Source organism: Rhodococcus sp. 2H158, from assembly GCF_053764755.1.
On record NZ_JBSNCE010000013.1, the window covers coordinates 35,399 to 50,165 of the forward strand.

The window sequence follows — 14,767 nt, forward strand, 5'->3', positions numbered from 1 at the left end:
CTGTGTGGAGTTTCACTCGGCGCGGAGCGTGTGACCGGCTTCACGACAGGTCTCACTGAACGGGAATCTCTCGTCCCGCCCTTCCCGGCCCTGGCTAGCTTTCGCCGCAGTACACCGCCCCGGAGCTTCCGCCGGACGGAGCCCCGCGACGAAGGAGACACCCGACCTTGAACAAGCACACACTCGCCAGGACCGTGCTGGCGCTGACGGCGTCCACGGCGCTGCTCTCGGCCTGTGCCGGCGAACGCGGCGCCGACCCGTCGGGCGGGGCCGGCGCGACCGGGACCGGGGCCGCCGCGGCCGATACCGTCGCGGTGGACAAGTTCGGCACCCTGGACTCGCCGTGCGGGGAGGGGGACGCCGCGGGCGCCACCGACCAGGGCGTGACCGACACCGAGATCCGCATCGGCTACGGCGACGACCGCGGCTACGCCAAGAGCCCGGGCCTGAACAAGGAGATGTCGGACGCCGTCTCCGCGATGATCGACTGGTGCAACGCCCAAGGCGGCATCAATGGGCGCACGATCGTCGGCACCGACTACGACGCAGCGATGACCCAGGCCAACTCCGTCATGCAGGACGCGTGCCGCTCCGAGTTCATGATGGTCGGTCACGGCTTCGCGATGGACCAGACCGCCGAGCAGACCCGCGTGGCCTGCAACCTCGCGGCGGTGCCCGGCTTCACGGTGTCGCCGGAGGCGGCCAACGGCCCCATGACCTACCAGGGTGTGCCGTTCCCGGTGGACTACGCCAACGGCTCGGCATGGTTCCAGATGGCGCAGCTGCGGCCGGACCTGAAGGACAAGTTCGACCTCGTCGGCAGCACGATGCCGACCATCATCACATCGCTGACCAAGGTGCGCTCGATCGCCGAGGCCGCCGGGTTCGAGCTGAAGAACTGCGGCGTCACCATCAACTACGACGGCGAGGCCAGCTACGTCCCGTTCGCCGAGAAGTTCAAGGAGTGCGGCGTCGAGGGCCTGTGGACCTCCCGGTCGCCGGTGCCGAACGAGTTGAACTTCTTCAAGGCGCTCGACCAGGTGGGCATCGATCCCGTCCTGATGGGTGAGGCGACCTGGTACGGCCAGACCGTCGAGGAGGCGAACGCCGGCGGTCTGCTCGACAACCTGCACGCGGGCATGACCTTCCAGATGCTCGAGAACGCGGACAAGGTGCCGGCGGTGCAGCAGTACCTCGACCTTGTCGGGGCGCAGGGCGGCAAGACCGCGCTGCTCGGCATGCAGGCCACCTCGTCGTTCCTGCTGTGGGCGACCGCGGCGCAGGAGTGCGGCTCCGACCTGACCCGGCAGTGCATGATCGACGAACTGTCGCAGATCCACGAGTGGGACGGCGGCGGACTGCACGCCGTGACCGACCCGGGTGCCAACATGCCGGCCAGCTGCGGTCTGACGGTCACGCTGAAGGGCGAGACGTACACGCAGGCGTTCCCGCAGACCGCCGCCGAGTTCGAGTGCAACGACGCGTACCTCGTCAAGACCGCCCCGGAGACGTGGGGCACCGAACTCGGACCCGACCGGATCGCCACCAAGTTCATGAACCCGAACGTGATCAAGCCGCAGGACTGACCGGCCTGCACCGACCGGCGGGGCGGTGCCCGCACGGCACTGCCCCGCCTCCCCACGACCGGTTCTCTACCGACAGGGCTTCACCATGGACACATTCGTGACGTTCACGATCCTGGGCCTCGTGCTCGGGTCCGTGTACGCGATCGCGGCCTCCGGGCTCGTTCTGACCTACAACACCTCCGGAATCTTCAACTTCGCGCACGGCGCCCAGGCCATGCTCGGTGCGTTCCTCTACTGGCAGCTCACGGCCGGCTGGGGGCTGCCCGTCCCGCTGGCCCTGCTCGTGGTGCTGTTCCTCGCGGGGCCGCTCATGGGCCTGGCGCTGTACGTCGTGATCATGCGGGGCCTGCGGGACACCGCCGAGGTCACCAAGATCGTCGTGACCGTCTCGGTCATGCTGGGGATGCTGTTCCTGTCCCAGTGGTTCTGGCATCCCGAGAAGCCCCGCTCGCTCGGCATGTTCTTCGGCGACGACGCCGGGATCAGCGTGCTCGGCGCGTTCGTCCGCGTCCACGAGATCCTGTGCGTGGTCGCGGCCATCGGGATCGCGGTCGGGCTGCGCATGCTCTTCCAGCGCACCCGGATGGGCGCCACCATGCGCGGCGTCGTCGACGACCCCGACCTGCTGCGGCTCAACGGCCACAACCCCGAACGGATCGCCGCGTTCTCGTGGGCGCTCGGCTCCACCCTCGCCGTCCTCGCCGGGGTGCTGATCACCCCGATCAGTGGCGGCAGCCTCGAGGCGAACATGCTCACCCTGCTCGTCATCGACGCGTTCGCGGCCGCGATGTTCGGCCGGCTCAGCTCGATCCCGCGCACGTTCGTCGGCGCCCTCGTGCTCGGCCTCGCCGGCGCCTACCTGATCGGCTACGCACCCTCGTCCTGGGCCTGGACGTCGAACCTGCGGGTCTCGCTGCCGATGGTGGCGCTGTTCGTGGTGCTGATCGTCCTGCCCCAGGACCGGCTGCGCGGCGCGGCGATGCGCACCCGCGAGCGCTACCACGTGCCGAGCGTGCGCAAGGCCGTCGTGTGGGCGGTTGCGCTCGTCGCCGTCGTCTATCTCGTCCGCCTGCTCATGGTGGAATCCGCGATCACCACGTTCACGCTGGGCATGACCTTCGCGATCGTCGCGCTGTCGCTGACCCTGCTCACCGGGTACGCGGGCGAGATGAACCTCGCACCCCTGTCGTTCGGGGCCATCGCCACGATCGTCGTGTTCCACTTCGGGATCACCGGCACCGGTCTCGACCAGCGTCTGACCGTGTGGGGGGTGCTGCTCGCCGTGGCCGTCACCGCGCTCGTCGGCGGGCTCGTCGCGCTTCCGGCCCTGCGGCTGCGCGGTCTCTACCTCGCGCTCGCCACCATGGCATTCGGCGTCTTCGTTTCCAACATGGTGCTGCGCGACACCACCGAGCACGAACTGTTCGGCGTGAAGTTCTCGATCTTCACCGGGGGCTCACTCGTGATCCCGCCGCTGCGGATCGGGCCGCTGGACCTGCAGGACGAGACGACGTTCCTCATGACGGCGACGGTCCTGTTCGCGCTGCTCGGTGTCGGTGTCGTCGTTCTGCGCAACGGCGGCTACGGACGTCGCCTGGCGGCGATGAAGGACAGCCCGGCCGCGTCGGCCATGCTCGGGCAGAACCTGGTGACCCTCAAGCTGAGCGTCTTCATGCTCTCGGCCGCCATCGCCGGTCTCGGCGGCGTCCTCATGTCCAGTGCCACCGGGGCGGTCGCGGGCGAGAACTTCAGCATCATCGTGGGTCTCACCCTGCTCATGCTCACCGTGGTGGCCGGCATCGGGTACGTCAGCGGGGCCTTGTTCGGCGGCCTCATGGCCGGCGTCGGGTTCGCGGTCATCATGGTCTCGTTCAACAACCTCGCCAAGACGCAGCCCGAGCTCGAGGGCCTGTACCTGCTGCTCGGCAACATCGCCGCGGTCAGCCCCGCGCTCATCGGCATCGGCGTGGGCCACAACCCTTCGGGCAGCGTGCACCAGATGGTGGAGGGCTACCGCCGTCTGCTGTCCGCCCGGCCGGTTCTCTACGGCGGCGGCGCCGTGATCGCGGTGCTCTACGTCCTGGCCCTGACGGGCGTCCTGGGCAACTGGTGGTTCGCGGCGCTGACCATCACGATCGTGTTCCTGCTCCCGGTGATCGGCGAATGGCTGATGCCCGGCGCGGTCCTGGACCCCGAGGAGCAGGCCCGCCGGCAAATCACCCCGCCGGAACTCGTCGGTCTCGACGAGCCGTACACCGCCGAGGGTCGCTACCGCCTCGACCGCGAACTGGGGCTGCCCGCGGCACGGCCCACCCATCCGGCGGCCGAACCCCCCGCGACCGTCGCGAAGGAGCTGAGCGCGCATGTCTGACACCCTGCTCGAGACCCGGGGCGTCACCGTCCGGTTCGGCGGTCACACCGCCGTCGACGACGTGAGCATCGCCGTCACCGCGGGCGCCGTGACCGGCCTGATCGGGCCCAACGGCGCCGGCAAGACCACCCTGTTCAACACCGTCACCGGGCTGCAGAAACCGACCTCCGGGCAGGTGATCCTCGACGGTGTCGACGTCACCCGGGCGGCGCCCTACAAGCGTGCCCGGCGCGGGCTGGCCCGCACCTTCCAGCGGCTCGAGCTGTTCCTGTCGCTGTCGGTGCGCGACAACCTCCGGGTCGCGGGCGACATGCACCGCACCGCGACCCGCGCCCGCCACGACATCGACGCCGAGACCGACCGGCTGCTCGAGCTGACCGGGCTCACGGACGTCGCCGACCGGGACGTCTCCGACATCCCCACCGGCCGCGCCCGCGTCGTCGAGGTCGCGCGGGCACTGATGACCCGGCCGCGCGTGCTGTTGCTCGACGAACCCGCGTCCGGGCAGACGGAGCGGGAGACCGACGATTTCGCGGACCTGCTGTGCCGGCTCGCGGGCGACGGTCTCGGGATCTGCCTCGTCGAGCACGACCTGCCGCTCGTGATGCGGGTGTGCTCGCGCATCCACGTCCTCGACTACGGCGCCCTCATCGCCTCGGGCAGCCCCGAGCAGATCCGCAACGACCCAGCGGTGATCGCCGCGTACATCGGAACCGAGGAGGTCGCATGAACGCACCGGTCACCGATCTCGTCGACGTCCCCGGCGACGAACCGACCCCGCTGCTCGAACTGGTCGAGGTGCGGGCGAGCTACGGACCCATCGAGGTGCTGCACGGGGTGGACCTGGCGCTGCAGCCGGGCTCGGTGGTCGCCCTGCTCGGGCCCAACGGCGGCGGCAAGACCACGACGCTGCGGGTGTGCTCGGGCGTGCTGCCCGTCGAGCACGGCGAGCTGCGCGTTGCCGGCCGCGTCGTCAACGGTGTCGACGCCGCGGCGCTCGCCCGGCTCGGTGTCTGCACCATTCCGGAGGGGCGGGGCATCTTCCCCAACCTCACCGTCCGGGAGAACCTGTGGGTCGCCACCGGAACCGGCGTGTCGCTGAAGGATCTCGAGGCCGTCGCCTACGAGCGCTTCCCGATCCTCGGGAAACGACGGGGCCAGCTCGCGGGCTCGATGTCGGGCGGTGAGCAACAGATGCTCGCCCTGTCCCGGGCTCTCGGCACCGACCCCACGGTGCTGCTGCTCGACGAACTGTCCATGGGGCTCGCCCCCCGGATCGTCACCGAGATGTACGACATCGTCGGCCGGCTCGTCGAGGACGGGCTGTCGATCCTCGTCGCCGAGCAGTTCGCGCGGGCGGTGCTGCCCATCGCGACGTCGGCCGCGCTGATGCTGCAGGGCCGCGTCGTGCGGGTCGGGGATCCCGCCGACATCGAGAACGAACTTTCGACCAGCTACCTAGGAGGATGACCATGACCGCACTCACCGAGGAGCGGCGCGCCAAGTTCCGGCAGGACGCGGCAGACCTGAAGCTCGACACCGGAGCGGCGAAGGGCGACGGTCCCGCGCGCATCGGCGGGCTCGTGCTGATGATCGGCGGTGCCGTCGCGGCGTTCGTCGTCTACTTCGCCTCGCTCACCCAGGCGGACCTGCGCAACATCGCGTCGTACCAGATCCTCGCCACGGCGTTGCTGATCGTCGCGATCCTCGGCGCCGCGTTGTATCTCGCGGGCGCGATCGCGCGAGTGCTGCGACTGTGGCTGCTGCGCCAGCTCTACGAGTCGCAGGCACACACCGAGCAGATCGCGGCCGCGCTGACGGGCCGCTGACGCGGCCGGTGCGTCCTTTGGGCTGTCCCAGCAGCCCGAAGGACGCACCGGTCAGCGGGTGTCGCGGCGCAGCGGATGGTCCGGCGGGATCTGCACCAGCACGATGGGGATGCCGTCGGGATCGGCGATCCACAGCTCGTGCAGGCCCCACGGCTCCTGCCGGGCGCCCCGCACGATCGGGACGCCCCTCGTCACCAGCTCGGCCTCGACGTCGTAGACGTCGCGCACCTGCAGCCACAGCGCACCCTCGAAGTGCTGGGGCCGCCCGGTGTTGCCGTGCGCGGCCACCTCGATCAGCGACTGCCCGGCGAAGAACACCGTTCCGCCGGGATATTCGCGGTAGATCGCCAGGCCCAGGACGTCACCGTAGAACCGCAGGGCGGCGTCGTAGTCGCCCGGCCGCAGGATCGTCCGGCTGCCGAGGATCTCCATCTCAGCCCTCCTCGGCCGGGCGCGCCTCGTGCCCCCGTCGCCCGTGGGTGCGGCGCTGCTCCTTCATCTCGGCCTCGAACAGATGCCGGCGGCCGCGGACCAGTTCGTCGCGCACCTGTCGCTCGAGCTCGCGGAACTCCGTCCAGTACCCGTCGTCGAAGTCCTCCACGATCTGGAACGTCCACCGGCCCTCGAGGACGTTGCGTCCGACAATCTCCGTCTGCACCCGGTCGGCGAGTTCGCGGTGACCGGCCTCGGCGAGTTTGTCCACGGCGTCGCCGAGCAGCAGGTCGGCGCGGCCCATCAGCTGGTGGAAGGCGTACAGATTCCCGCGGGCCTGCTCCACCGTTTCGAGCGCTTCGGAGAGTTTGCCGGCCGCCGCCACCGTCTCGTCGGACACGCCGTCGGGTCGGATGTGGTCGGGCAGTGGTTGCTCGCGATCCGTCATGATCGAGAGTGTGCCCGATTCGGGCCGTTTCAATCGGGAGGTTGTGGCGCCGAGGGGGAGGTTGTCGCGGGAGCCACTCGCGCGATACCGCGACAACCTCCCCCTCGCCGCGAAAAGGCCCTAGTAATACCAGGGGTAGGGCGACCAGTCCGGGTCCCGCTTCTGCAGGAACGCGTCCCGGCCCTCGACCGCCTCGTCGGTCATGTACGCGAGCCGCGTCGCCTCGCCCGCGAACAGCTGCTGGCCGACGAGCCCGTCGTCGGCGAGGTTGAAGGCGTACTTGAGCATCCGCTGGGCCTGCGGCGACTTGCCGTTGATCTTCGCGGCCCACTCCAGCGCGACGTTCTCGAGCTCGGCGTGGTCGACGACGCGGTTGACCGCACCCATGTGGTGCATCTCCTCGGCGGTGTAGGTGTCGCCGAGGAAGAAGATCTCGCGGGCGAACTTCTGGCCCACCATCTTGGCCAGGTACGCGCTGCCGTAGCCGCCGTCGAAGCTGCCCACGTCGGCGTCGGTCTGCTTGAACCGGGCGTGCTCGCGGGAGGCGAGGGTCAGGTCGCACGTGACGTGCAGGCTGTGCCCGCCGCCGGCGGCCCAGCCGTTGACGAGGGCGATCACGACCTTCGGCATGAACCGGATCAGCCGCTGCACCTCGAGGATGTGCAGCCGGCCCGCGCGGGCCTTGTCCACCGTGTCGGCGGTTTCGCCGCTCGCGTACTGGTAGCCGCTGCGCCCACGGATCCGCTGGTCGCCGCCCGAGCAGAAGGCCCAGCCGCCGTCCTTCGGGCTGGGGCCGTTGCCGGTGAGGAGCACCGCGCCGACGTCGGACGTCATGCGGGCGTGGTCCAGCGCGCGGTACAACTCGTCGACGGTGTGCGGACGGAACGCGTTGCGCACCTCCGGCCGGTCGAACGCCACGCGGACGGTGCCCTGCGTGACGTGCCGGTGGTAGGTGATGTCGGTGAGGTTCTCGAACCCGGGTACGGGCCGCCACAGCTCAGGATTGAAAGTCACCCGTCGACCATAGAACTCCGGTCGCGGGCCTCTGCGCCGACGCGACGGTCGTCAGGCGATACCGTGCAGCTATGAGCGAGCAGACAGACCGTACGGTCGACGCCGACTACGAGCATCACGGCGGGTTTCCGGTGTACACGCCGGTGAAGGCGGGACCGAACTACGGTCGCTTCGTCGAGGCGCTGCGGCGGCTGCAGGATCTCGCCGTCTCCACCCACATCCCCGACGACGTCGTCGACCGGGCCATCGAGCAGGCCGAGGCCCTGGGGGACCTGCTCGAGCCGCACGTCGTGCCCGAGGGCAGGTCGCCGGCCGGCTTCAACGTCGACCTGCCCGGTCGCGGCAGCCTGCTGATGCCGCCGTGGACGATCGAGAAGTTCGACGCGGAGTCGGTTCGCTCGCGCGGCATGTTCCGGCTCTACCACCGCGGCGGCAACAGCGCGGCGCACGGCGGCACCCTGCCACTGCTGTTCGACGACCTGTTCGGCATGGTGGTCCACGCGGCCGGCCATCCCATCGCCCGCACCGGCTACCTACATGTGAACTACCGCAAGATCACCCCGCTCGCGACCGAGCTCGTCGTGGAGGGGCGGGTCGACCGGGTCGAGGGGCGCAAGCTCTTCTGCTCGGCCGAGCTGCGCGACCGCGACGGCACGCTGCTCGCCGACTGCGAGGCCCTGATGATCCAGCTGCTGCCCGGCCAGCCGTGACCGCCGTGGCCCTGCCGGCCGTCGACGAGATCCTCGACGCGGCCGTCGTGGTGTCGCTGCCCATGCGGGTGCGGTTCCGCGGCATCACCGAACGTGAACTCGTGCTCGTGCGAGGTCCCGCCGGGTGGGGAGAATTCGGGCCGTTCCCGGAGTACGCCGACGACGAGGCGGCGCACTGGCTGCGTTCGGCCCTCGAATCCGCGTGGCTCGGGCATCCGGCGCCGCGCCGGGACACCGTGCCCGTCAACGCCACCGTCCCGGCCGTCGGCCCCGGCGACGTGCCGGCCGTCCTCGCCCGGTTCCCGGGGGCCCGCACCGCCAAGGTCAAGGTCGCCGAACCCGGGCAGGACCTGGCGCAGGACGTCGCGCGGGTGCGGGCGGTGCGCGAACTCGTCCCGCACGTGCGGATCGACGCGAACGGCGGGTGGAGCGCCGACGAGGCCGTCACCGCGCTGACGGCGCTCGTCGCCGACGGCCCGCTCGAGTACGCCGAGCAGCCCTGCGCGACGGTGCCCGAACTGGTCGAGGTGCGTCGCCGGATGCCCGACGTGCCGGTCGCGGCGGACGAGAGCATCCGGCGCGCCGAGGATCCCCTGCGGGTGGTGCGGGCCGGCGGCGCCGACGTGGCGGTGGTCAAGGTGGCCCCGCTCGGCGGGGTGCGACGGCTGCTGGCGCTGGCCGACGAGCTGGCCGGCCACGGCGTGCCGGTGGTGGTGTTGAGTGCGCTCGACCCAGCCGTGGGAATGGGTGCCGGACTGGCCTCGGCGGCCGCGCTGCCCGAACTGCCGTACGCGTGCGGACTGGGCACGGGCGGGTTCTTCACCGTCGACGTGGCGGCGCCGCGGACGATGGCCGGCGGGGTGCTCCCGGTGGGGGAGGTGACGCCGGATCCGGCGCTCCTCGAGGCCGTGCGGGCCGACCCGGAACGGGCGCGCTGGTGGTTCGACCGGGTGCGGCGCTGCCGCGCCGCGCTCGACTAGGTGCGGCTCGGGTCGTCGTATATCGTTCCGGGCGTTCGTACTCACGAGTCACATTACGGAGGCAGTGGAAGTGGTTGCAGCTCTGGATGATGCCCTGCTCGGCGCCGACAAGGTCCCGGCGGTTGTCGCCGACGTCGAGGCGCTGATCGACGCCGAGGTGTCGGACAAGAAGGGCGCGTCGGGTCTCGCGCTCAAGGCCGGCTACGCGGCGGTGACGAAGCTCGGCCCGTCGATCGTGCCCAGCGCCGTCGAGGGGCTGCTGCCGGAGTTCGTCGCCAAGATCCAGCCGTTCTGGCAGGACTACGCGGGCAACGGTGCGTTCGCCGACTACCTCACCGCCCGCGGTGAGACGGTGGCGGACGCGCTGCTCGGTGTGACGGACGCGCGCATCGAGGCCTCGTCGCGCACGGCGATCAAGAAGGTCTACGAGAAGCTGCGCCCGTCGGCACAGAAGCACGTCGTCGAGGCCCTGCCGCGCGTGGGCGCGCTGGTGCAGAAGCACGCCGGCTGAGACACCTGGTGTCTTTCCGGACCGGTCGCGGTCCGGAAAGACACCACCCTCAATAACTGGCGGCGCCGAACTTCCAGTAGCCGGTGAACGTCACGGCGGACTTGGCGAGGCCCCGCTCCCGCACCAGGTGCCGGCGCAGCGACGTCACGAGTCCCGATTCGCCCGCCAGGAACGCGTATCCCGGCCCGTCGGGCAGCGCGGCGGCCCGCACGGCCTCGAGCACGTGCGGCCCGGGCGGCGCGTGCCGCCCGGGCCGCACCACCGTGTGCAGCCGGACGCCCGGGCCGGGGACGATCTCCTGGGCGGCGACGTCGCCGGCATCGTCCACCTCCACGAACACCTCGGTGGGCACCGCGTGGCGCCGCCCGGCGGACGACGCGAGGATCCCCGCGATCGCGGGCAGCGCGCTCTCGTCGGCGACGAGGATCTGCCAGCGCGCCTCGGCGGGGCGGTGGTACATGATGCCCTCGTCCAGCAGCGCCAGTTCGGCGCCCGGCTGCGCGGTGCGCGCCCACTGCGATGCCGGTCCCGTGTCGCCGTGGGTGGCGAAGTCGATGTCCAGTTCGGCCGTGTCGCCGTACCGGCCCGCGCCCGCCTCCCGGTAGCGACGGATCGTGTAGTTGCGCAGGATCGGCTGGACGGCCTCGGGCATGGCCCGCATCTCGGGCCACCACTGCGGGCCCGCCGTGGCCGGCAGGGTCAGCGACCGTTGGCCGGGGGCCGGGAAGAACAGCCGGAACCACTGGTCGAACCCCATGGGTGCGATCCGCCCGACGTTCGCGCCGCCCACGGTCACCCGCACGAAGCTCGGCCCGATTCGTTCGGTGGCGAGCACCCGGCCGGTGACGATCTCGCGGCTCGCCGGGGCGATGCGGGTGGTCTTGGTGCGCACGGCCATACGAACCTCCGTCGAAATTAGCGGAGGCTAACCTATCATTCGGGGCGGTTGAGGTGGCGCACCGCGGGGGTGAGGCCCCATTCGTTGCGACCCAGCCGGCTCGCCGGCGCCAGGGCCGCGAAGTCCGGCATCCCGTCCTCGGCCAGCACGTCGGTCCGGACCGACACGGCCACCACATCGCCCATCACCACAAAGCAGTCCCCGACCTCGATCACCCGGTGCAGCGTGCACTCGATCGCCGCCGGTGCTTCCGCGACCCGGGGCGGATGGACCCGTTCGCTGCGCTCGGACCGCAAGCCCACCGCCGCGAACTCGTCCACGTCGTGCGCGAAGCCCGCCGACGTCGCGTTGACCCGTTCCATCAGCGGCACGGTCGCGACGTTGATCACGAACTCGCCGGTCTCCTCGATGTTGCGGAGGCTGTCCTTGCGCCCGACCGAGGTGAATTGCACCACCGGCGGCGTGACCGCGGCGACGGTGAAGAAGCTGTACGGCGCGACGTTGGGCACTCCGTCCGCCGACACGGTGGACACCCATGCGATCGGCCGCGGCACGATCGTGGCGGTCATCAGTCGGTAGAAGCGGCCGGTGCCCAGCTCGGTGGGATCGAAGACGGTGCGCATCGCCCCATTCTTGCTGTGACCCTCGTCCCCGCGCCGCCGGGGCACCGGGGGAGTGCCGCCCGTCCCCACTACTCTGGGTGCCGTGAACCCGTCCACCGCCCAGGCCACCGCCGTCGTCGACGAACTCGCCCGAGGCGGCGTCCGCGACGTCGTGCTGTGCCCCGGCTCGCGCAACGCGCCGCTGGCCTTCGCGCTGCAGGCCGCCGACAATGCGGGCCGGCTGCGGCTGCACATGCGCATCGACGAACGCACCGCCGGCTTCCTCGCGATCGGGCTGTCCGTCGCCTCCGGCCGGCCGGTGCCCGTCGTGATGACCTCCGGCACCGCTGTCGCCAACCTCGCGCCGGCCGTGCTCGAGGCCAACTACGCTCGGGTGCCGCTCGTGGTGCTCAGCGCCAACCGCCCCTACGAGCTCCTCGGCACCGGCGCCAACCAGACCGTCGAACAGCTCGGCATGTTCGGCACCCAGGTGCGCGCCACCATCAGCCTCGGCCTGGCCGAAGGGATCGAGCAGAACAGCGAGTGGCGCTCCGCGGTCAGCCGCGTCCTCGCCGCCGCCCGCGGCACCCGCTCCGGCAACGCCGGGCCCGTCCACTTCGACATCCCGCTGCGCGAGCCGCTCGTCCCGGACGTCCACCCCCAGGGCCCGGTCCCCGAGGGCCGCCCCGACGGCAGCGCCTGGACCACCACCGTGCACGCCACCCTCGACGTGCCGATGGAGCTCGACATCACCGCCGACACCGTGGTGATCTCCGGCCACGGCTCCGCCTACCGGCCCGAGCTGTCGGAACTGCCCACCGTGGCCGAACCCACCGCGCCGCTCCACGGTCTCCCGTTGCACCCGATGGCGCTGCCGCAGCTGAAGCCGCGGCAGGCGATCATCACCGGCCGGCCCACCCTGCACCGGCCGGTGTCCAAGCTCCTCGCCGACCCGTCGGTGGCCGTGTACGCGCTCACCACCGGACCCCGCTGGCCCGACGTGTCCGGCAACGTCCTCGCCACCGGCACGCGCGCCGTCGTCACCGGCCGCCCCGACCCGGCCTGGCTGGACCGCTGCCGGAACCTGTCCGCCCACACCGACAAGGCGGTGCGCGCCCAGCTCGACGCCCACCCGAAGCCGACCGGACTGCACGTCGCGGCGGCGGTCACCGACGCGCTGCGCGACGGGGACCAGCTGCTGCTCGGCGCCTCCAACCCGGTGCGCGACGCGGCGCTGGTGAGCTACCCCCGCGACGGGGTGAAGGTGCTCTCCAACCGCGGCGTCGCCGGCATCGACGGCACCGTGTCGACCGCCGTCGGCGCCGCCCTGGCCTACCAGCAGGGCCGCACCGTCGCCCTGATGGGCGACCTGACGTTCCTGCACGACGCATCCGGCCTGCTGATCGGCACCGCCGAACCGCGCCCGCAGAACCTGACCGTCGTCGTCGCCAACGACGACGGCGGCGGCATCTTCGAGCTGCTCGAGCAGGGCGACCCGCAGTACGCCGGCGTGTTCGAGCGCGTGTTCGGCACGCCGCACGGCATGGATCTCGCCGCGCTGTGCGCCGCCTACCGGGTGCCGCACGAGCGGGTGGATCTGTCCGCGCTGACGGCCGCGCTGGCCGACCGGACCGCACCCACCGGCGGCATCCGGGTGCTCGAGGTCATCACCGACCGCTCCGGCCTGCGGGAACTGCACGCGGCCGTGCGTGCCCAGCTGTGACGGACACATGAGCGGGATCGACAAGGCACGTCGTGCGGTGCTCGCCGTGGCCGTCGGCATCTCGGTGCTCACCGCGATCCTGGTGCTCGGCGCGTGGCGCAACGATCACCTCATCGGCTCCGACATGGGCACCGCCACCGCCGAGGTGCTCTCCGCCGGCTCGCTGCGCTCGGCGATCAGCTTCGTCACCCCCGACGGCGTCACCCACAACCCCGAACTCGGCGTGCTGTACCCCACGGGTCTGACCGCGGGCCAGCGGATCGCCGTCGAATACTCCCGCGCCGACCCGGATCTCGTGCGGGTCACCGGCCGTGACGTGCGCGTCGCACTCGTACCCGCGGCCTCGGTGATCGTGGTGACCTGGCTGATCGCGACGCCCGTGCTGACCTATCTCCGCCGGCGCAGCGCCGCCGCGGCCTAGAAGATTCGCCGGAACTTCGCCCGGCGGACACCTCGGCCACTTCCCACCGACCGGCCGTGCCGCGATGCTGGACCGGTGCGAGTAGCCATCGTCGCGGAATCCTTCCTCCCGAACGTCAACGGCGTCACCAACTCGGTGCTGCGCGTGCTCGAGCACCTCGACCGCCACGGCCACGAGGCCCTGGTCGTCGCTCCCGACACCGTCGCCGGCCAGCCCCCGGCCCCCGCCCACCACGACGGGATCCCGGTGCACCGCGTGCCGGCGGTGCACGTCCCGAAGGTCAGCTCCCTGCCCGTGGGCCTGCCGCAGCCGGCGCTCACCGGCATCCTGCGCGGCTTCGCCCCCGACGTCGTGCACCTGGCGTCGCCGTTCCTGCTCGGCGCCGGCGGCCTCGGCGCCGCTCGCCGGCTCGACCTGCCCACCGTCGCGGTCTACCAGACCGACGTCGCCGGATTCGCGTCCAGCTACGGGCTCGGGCTCGCGGCCCGCGCCGCCTGGCAGTGGACGCGCCGAATCCACCGCGCGTGCGACCGCACCCTCGCACCCTCGACGGCGGCCGCCGCGGACCTCGCCGCACACGGCGTCCCGCGGGTGCACCGCTGGGCGCGGGGCGTCGACACCGCGCGTTTCACCCCGGCCCGGCGCAGCGCCGCCCTGCGCCGGACATGGTCGCCCGACGGCCGGCTCGTGGTGGGCTTCGTGGGGCGGCTCGCCCCGGAGAAGCACGTCGAACGACTCGCAGGCCTGGCAGCCGACCCCCGTTACCGGCTCGTCGTCGTCGGCGACGGCCCCGAGCGCGCCCGTCTCGAACCGCTCCTGCCCGGGGCGGTGTTCACCGGCCACCTCGGCGGCGACGCGCTGGCCGACGCCTACGCGAGCCTCGACGTGTTCGTCCACCCGGGCGAGCACGAGACGTTCTGCCAGGCCGTGCAGGAGGCGCTCGCCAGCGGCGTCCCGGTGATCGCGCCCGACGCGGGCGGCCCGCGCGATCTCGTCGCCCACTGCCGCAACGGGTACCGGCTGCCGGTCGACGGCTTCGCCGAGCTGCTGCCGGGCGCGGTGGGCGCGCTCGCCGACCCGATGCTGCGGGACCGGTTCGGCGCGGCCGCGCGACGCAGCGTCCTCGGCCGCACCTGGCCCGCGGTGTGCCACGAACTGCTCGGGCACTACGAGCAGGTCTGCTCGGTCCGGCCGGGCACGCTGCGGCGCAGCGCGTAGCGGTAACGTCGGCGCAGCGCGTAG

General features: G+C 71.6%; 16 protein-coding genes. 11 read left to right on the forward strand and 5 right to left on the reverse strand.

The genetic code is table 11. From position 1 onward, the window contains the following. Nucleotides 1–167: 167 nt before the first annotated feature. The 5 genes from ACWPOB_RS14350 (at nt 168) to ACWPOB_RS14370 (ending at nt 5,786) form a co-directional block, all read left to right on the forward strand. Entirely contained in the window at nt 168–1,586 is a 1,419-nt protein-coding gene (locus ACWPOB_RS14350) for an ABC transporter substrate-binding protein (protein WP_455401238.1), read from the forward strand. Between the two features lie 85 nt (nt 1,587–1,671). Continuing rightward, complete coding sequence (locus tag ACWPOB_RS14355) at nt 1,672–3,957, forward strand: branched-chain amino acid ABC transporter permease (RefSeq protein WP_455401239.1); 2,286 nt, start codon at nt 1,672–1,674, stop codon at nt 3,955–3,957. After that, nucleotides 3,950–4,687, forward strand: coding sequence for an ABC transporter ATP-binding protein (locus ACWPOB_RS14360; RefSeq protein WP_455401240.1), 738 nt, complete (start codon nt 3,950–3,952; stop codon nt 4,685–4,687). Before ACWPOB_RS14355 ends, ACWPOB_RS14360 begins: the two co-directional genes overlap by 8 nt. After that, complete coding sequence (locus tag ACWPOB_RS14365; protein WP_100057055.1) at nt 4,684–5,427, forward strand: ABC transporter ATP-binding protein; 744 nt, start codon at nt 4,684–4,686, stop codon at nt 5,425–5,427. The genes ACWPOB_RS14360 and ACWPOB_RS14365 overlap by 4 nt, the downstream gene beginning before the upstream one ends. A 2-nt stretch (nt 5,428–5,429) precedes the next feature. After that, a complete protein-coding gene (locus ACWPOB_RS14370) occupies nt 5,430–5,786 on the forward strand; it encodes a hypothetical protein (RefSeq protein ID WP_455401241.1) in 357 nt (118 codons plus the stop codon). 51 nt (nt 5,787–5,837) lie between these two features. Here the strand turns inward: ACWPOB_RS14370 and ACWPOB_RS14375 are convergent, their stop codons facing one another. The 3 genes from ACWPOB_RS14375 to ACWPOB_RS14385 all read right to left on the reverse strand — a co-directional run bounded on the left by ACWPOB_RS14375 (nt 5,838) and on the right by ACWPOB_RS14385 (nt 7,680). Next, nucleotides 5,838–6,218 carry a VOC family protein gene (locus ACWPOB_RS14375; RefSeq protein WP_006935877.1) on the reverse strand — a complete coding sequence of 127 codons (381 nt, stop codon included), beginning with the start codon at nt 6,216–6,218 and terminating at the stop codon, nt 5,838–5,840. Between the two features lies 1 nt (nt 6,219). Continuing rightward, nucleotides 6,220–6,669 (reverse strand): hypothetical protein, encoded by a 450-nt coding sequence (locus ACWPOB_RS14380; protein ID WP_102800518.1) that lies wholly within the window; start codon nt 6,667–6,669, stop codon nt 6,220–6,222. A gap of 117 nt (nt 6,670–6,786) precedes the next feature. Next, nucleotides 6,787–7,680 (reverse strand): 1,4-dihydroxy-2-naphthoyl-CoA synthase, encoded by an 894-nt coding sequence (locus ACWPOB_RS14385; RefSeq protein ID WP_100057057.1) that lies wholly within the window; start codon nt 7,678–7,680, stop codon nt 6,787–6,789. A gap of 71 nt (nt 7,681–7,751) precedes the next feature. Here ACWPOB_RS14385 and ACWPOB_RS14390 point away from each other — a divergent pair, with 71 nt between their 5' ends. The 3 genes from ACWPOB_RS14390 to ACWPOB_RS14400 all read left to right on the forward strand — a co-directional run bounded on the left by ACWPOB_RS14390 (nt 7,752) and on the right by ACWPOB_RS14400 (nt 9,881). Beyond that, nucleotides 7,752–8,390: a PaaI family thioesterase gene (locus ACWPOB_RS14390; protein WP_100057058.1), complete on the forward strand. Its 639-nt coding sequence runs from the start codon at nt 7,752–7,754 to the stop codon at nt 8,388–8,390. Continuing rightward, entirely contained in the window at nt 8,387–9,370 is a 984-nt protein-coding gene (locus ACWPOB_RS14395) for an o-succinylbenzoate synthase (protein WP_455401242.1), read from the forward strand. The genes ACWPOB_RS14390 and ACWPOB_RS14395 overlap by 4 nt, the downstream gene beginning before the upstream one ends. Before the next feature lie 70 nt (nt 9,371–9,440). Continuing rightward, complete coding sequence (locus tag ACWPOB_RS14400; RefSeq protein WP_006940846.1) at nt 9,441–9,881, forward strand: DUF6918 family protein; 441 nt, start codon at nt 9,441–9,443, stop codon at nt 9,879–9,881. A gap of 49 nt (nt 9,882–9,930) precedes the next feature. On the opposite strand, the gene ACWPOB_RS14405 is transcribed toward ACWPOB_RS14400, so the two are convergent. Beyond that, complete coding sequence (locus ACWPOB_RS14405; RefSeq protein WP_455401243.1) at nt 9,931–10,779, reverse strand: siderophore-interacting protein; 849 nt, start codon at nt 10,777–10,779, stop codon at nt 9,931–9,933. A 35-nt stretch (nt 10,780–10,814) separates the two neighbouring features. Continuing rightward, entirely contained in the window at nt 10,815–11,402 is a 588-nt protein-coding gene (locus ACWPOB_RS14410) for a flavin reductase family protein (RefSeq protein ID WP_455401244.1), read from the reverse strand. Between the two features lie 82 nt (nt 11,403–11,484). Between ACWPOB_RS14410 and menD the strand changes: the two genes are divergently transcribed. From menD to ACWPOB_RS14425, 3 genes are all read left to right on the forward strand, one after another. Continuing rightward, a complete protein-coding gene (gene menD / locus ACWPOB_RS14415; RefSeq protein ID WP_455401245.1) occupies nt 11,485–13,104 on the forward strand; it encodes a 2-succinyl-5-enolpyruvyl-6-hydroxy-3-cyclohexene-1-carboxylic-acid synthase in 1,620 nt (539 codons plus the stop codon). A 7-nt stretch (nt 13,105–13,111) separates the two neighbouring features. Next, nucleotides 13,112–13,525, forward strand: a complete 414-nt coding sequence (locus ACWPOB_RS14420; RefSeq protein ID WP_043802286.1) for a DUF3592 domain-containing protein — start codon at nt 13,112–13,114, stop codon at nt 13,523–13,525. A 75-nt stretch (nt 13,526–13,600) separates the two neighbouring features. Beyond that, nucleotides 13,601–14,743, forward strand: a complete 1,143-nt coding sequence (locus ACWPOB_RS14425) for a glycosyltransferase family 4 protein (protein WP_455401246.1) — start codon at nt 13,601–13,603, stop codon at nt 14,741–14,743. Nucleotides 14,744–14,767 lie beyond the last annotated feature (24 nt).

Bases quoted from the DNA above. Each gene is read 5' to 3' on its own strand.
- ACWPOB_RS14370 (WP_455401241.1), top strand. From the start codon at position 5,430: ATGACCGCACTCACCGAGGAGCGGCGCGCCAAGTTCCGGCAGGACGCG.
- ACWPOB_RS14365 (WP_100057055.1), top strand. From the start codon at position 4,684: ATGAACGCACCGGTCACCGATCTCGTCGACGTCCCCGGCGACGAACCG.
- ACWPOB_RS14405 (WP_455401243.1), bottom strand. From the start codon at position 10,779: ATGGCCGTGCGCACCAAGACCACCCGCATCGCCCCGGCGAGCCGCGAG.
- ACWPOB_RS14360 (WP_455401240.1), top strand. From the start codon at position 3,950: ATGTCTGACACCCTGCTCGAGACCCGGGGCGTCACCGTCCGGTTCGGC.
- ACWPOB_RS14410 (WP_455401244.1), bottom strand. From the start codon at position 11,402: ATGCGCACCGTCTTCGATCCCACCGAGCTGGGCACCGGCCGCTTCTAC.
- ACWPOB_RS14355 (WP_455401239.1), top strand. From the start codon at position 1,672: ATGGACACATTCGTGACGTTCACGATCCTGGGCCTCGTGCTCGGGTCC.
- ACWPOB_RS14375 (WP_006935877.1), bottom strand. From the start codon at position 6,218: ATGGAGATCCTCGGCAGCCGGACGATCCTGCGGCCGGGCGACTACGAC.
- ACWPOB_RS14390 (WP_100057058.1), top strand. From the start codon at position 7,752: ATGAGCGAGCAGACAGACCGTACGGTCGACGCCGACTACGAGCATCAC.
- ACWPOB_RS14420 (WP_043802286.1), top strand. From the start codon at position 13,112: ATGAGCGGGATCGACAAGGCACGTCGTGCGGTGCTCGCCGTGGCCGTC.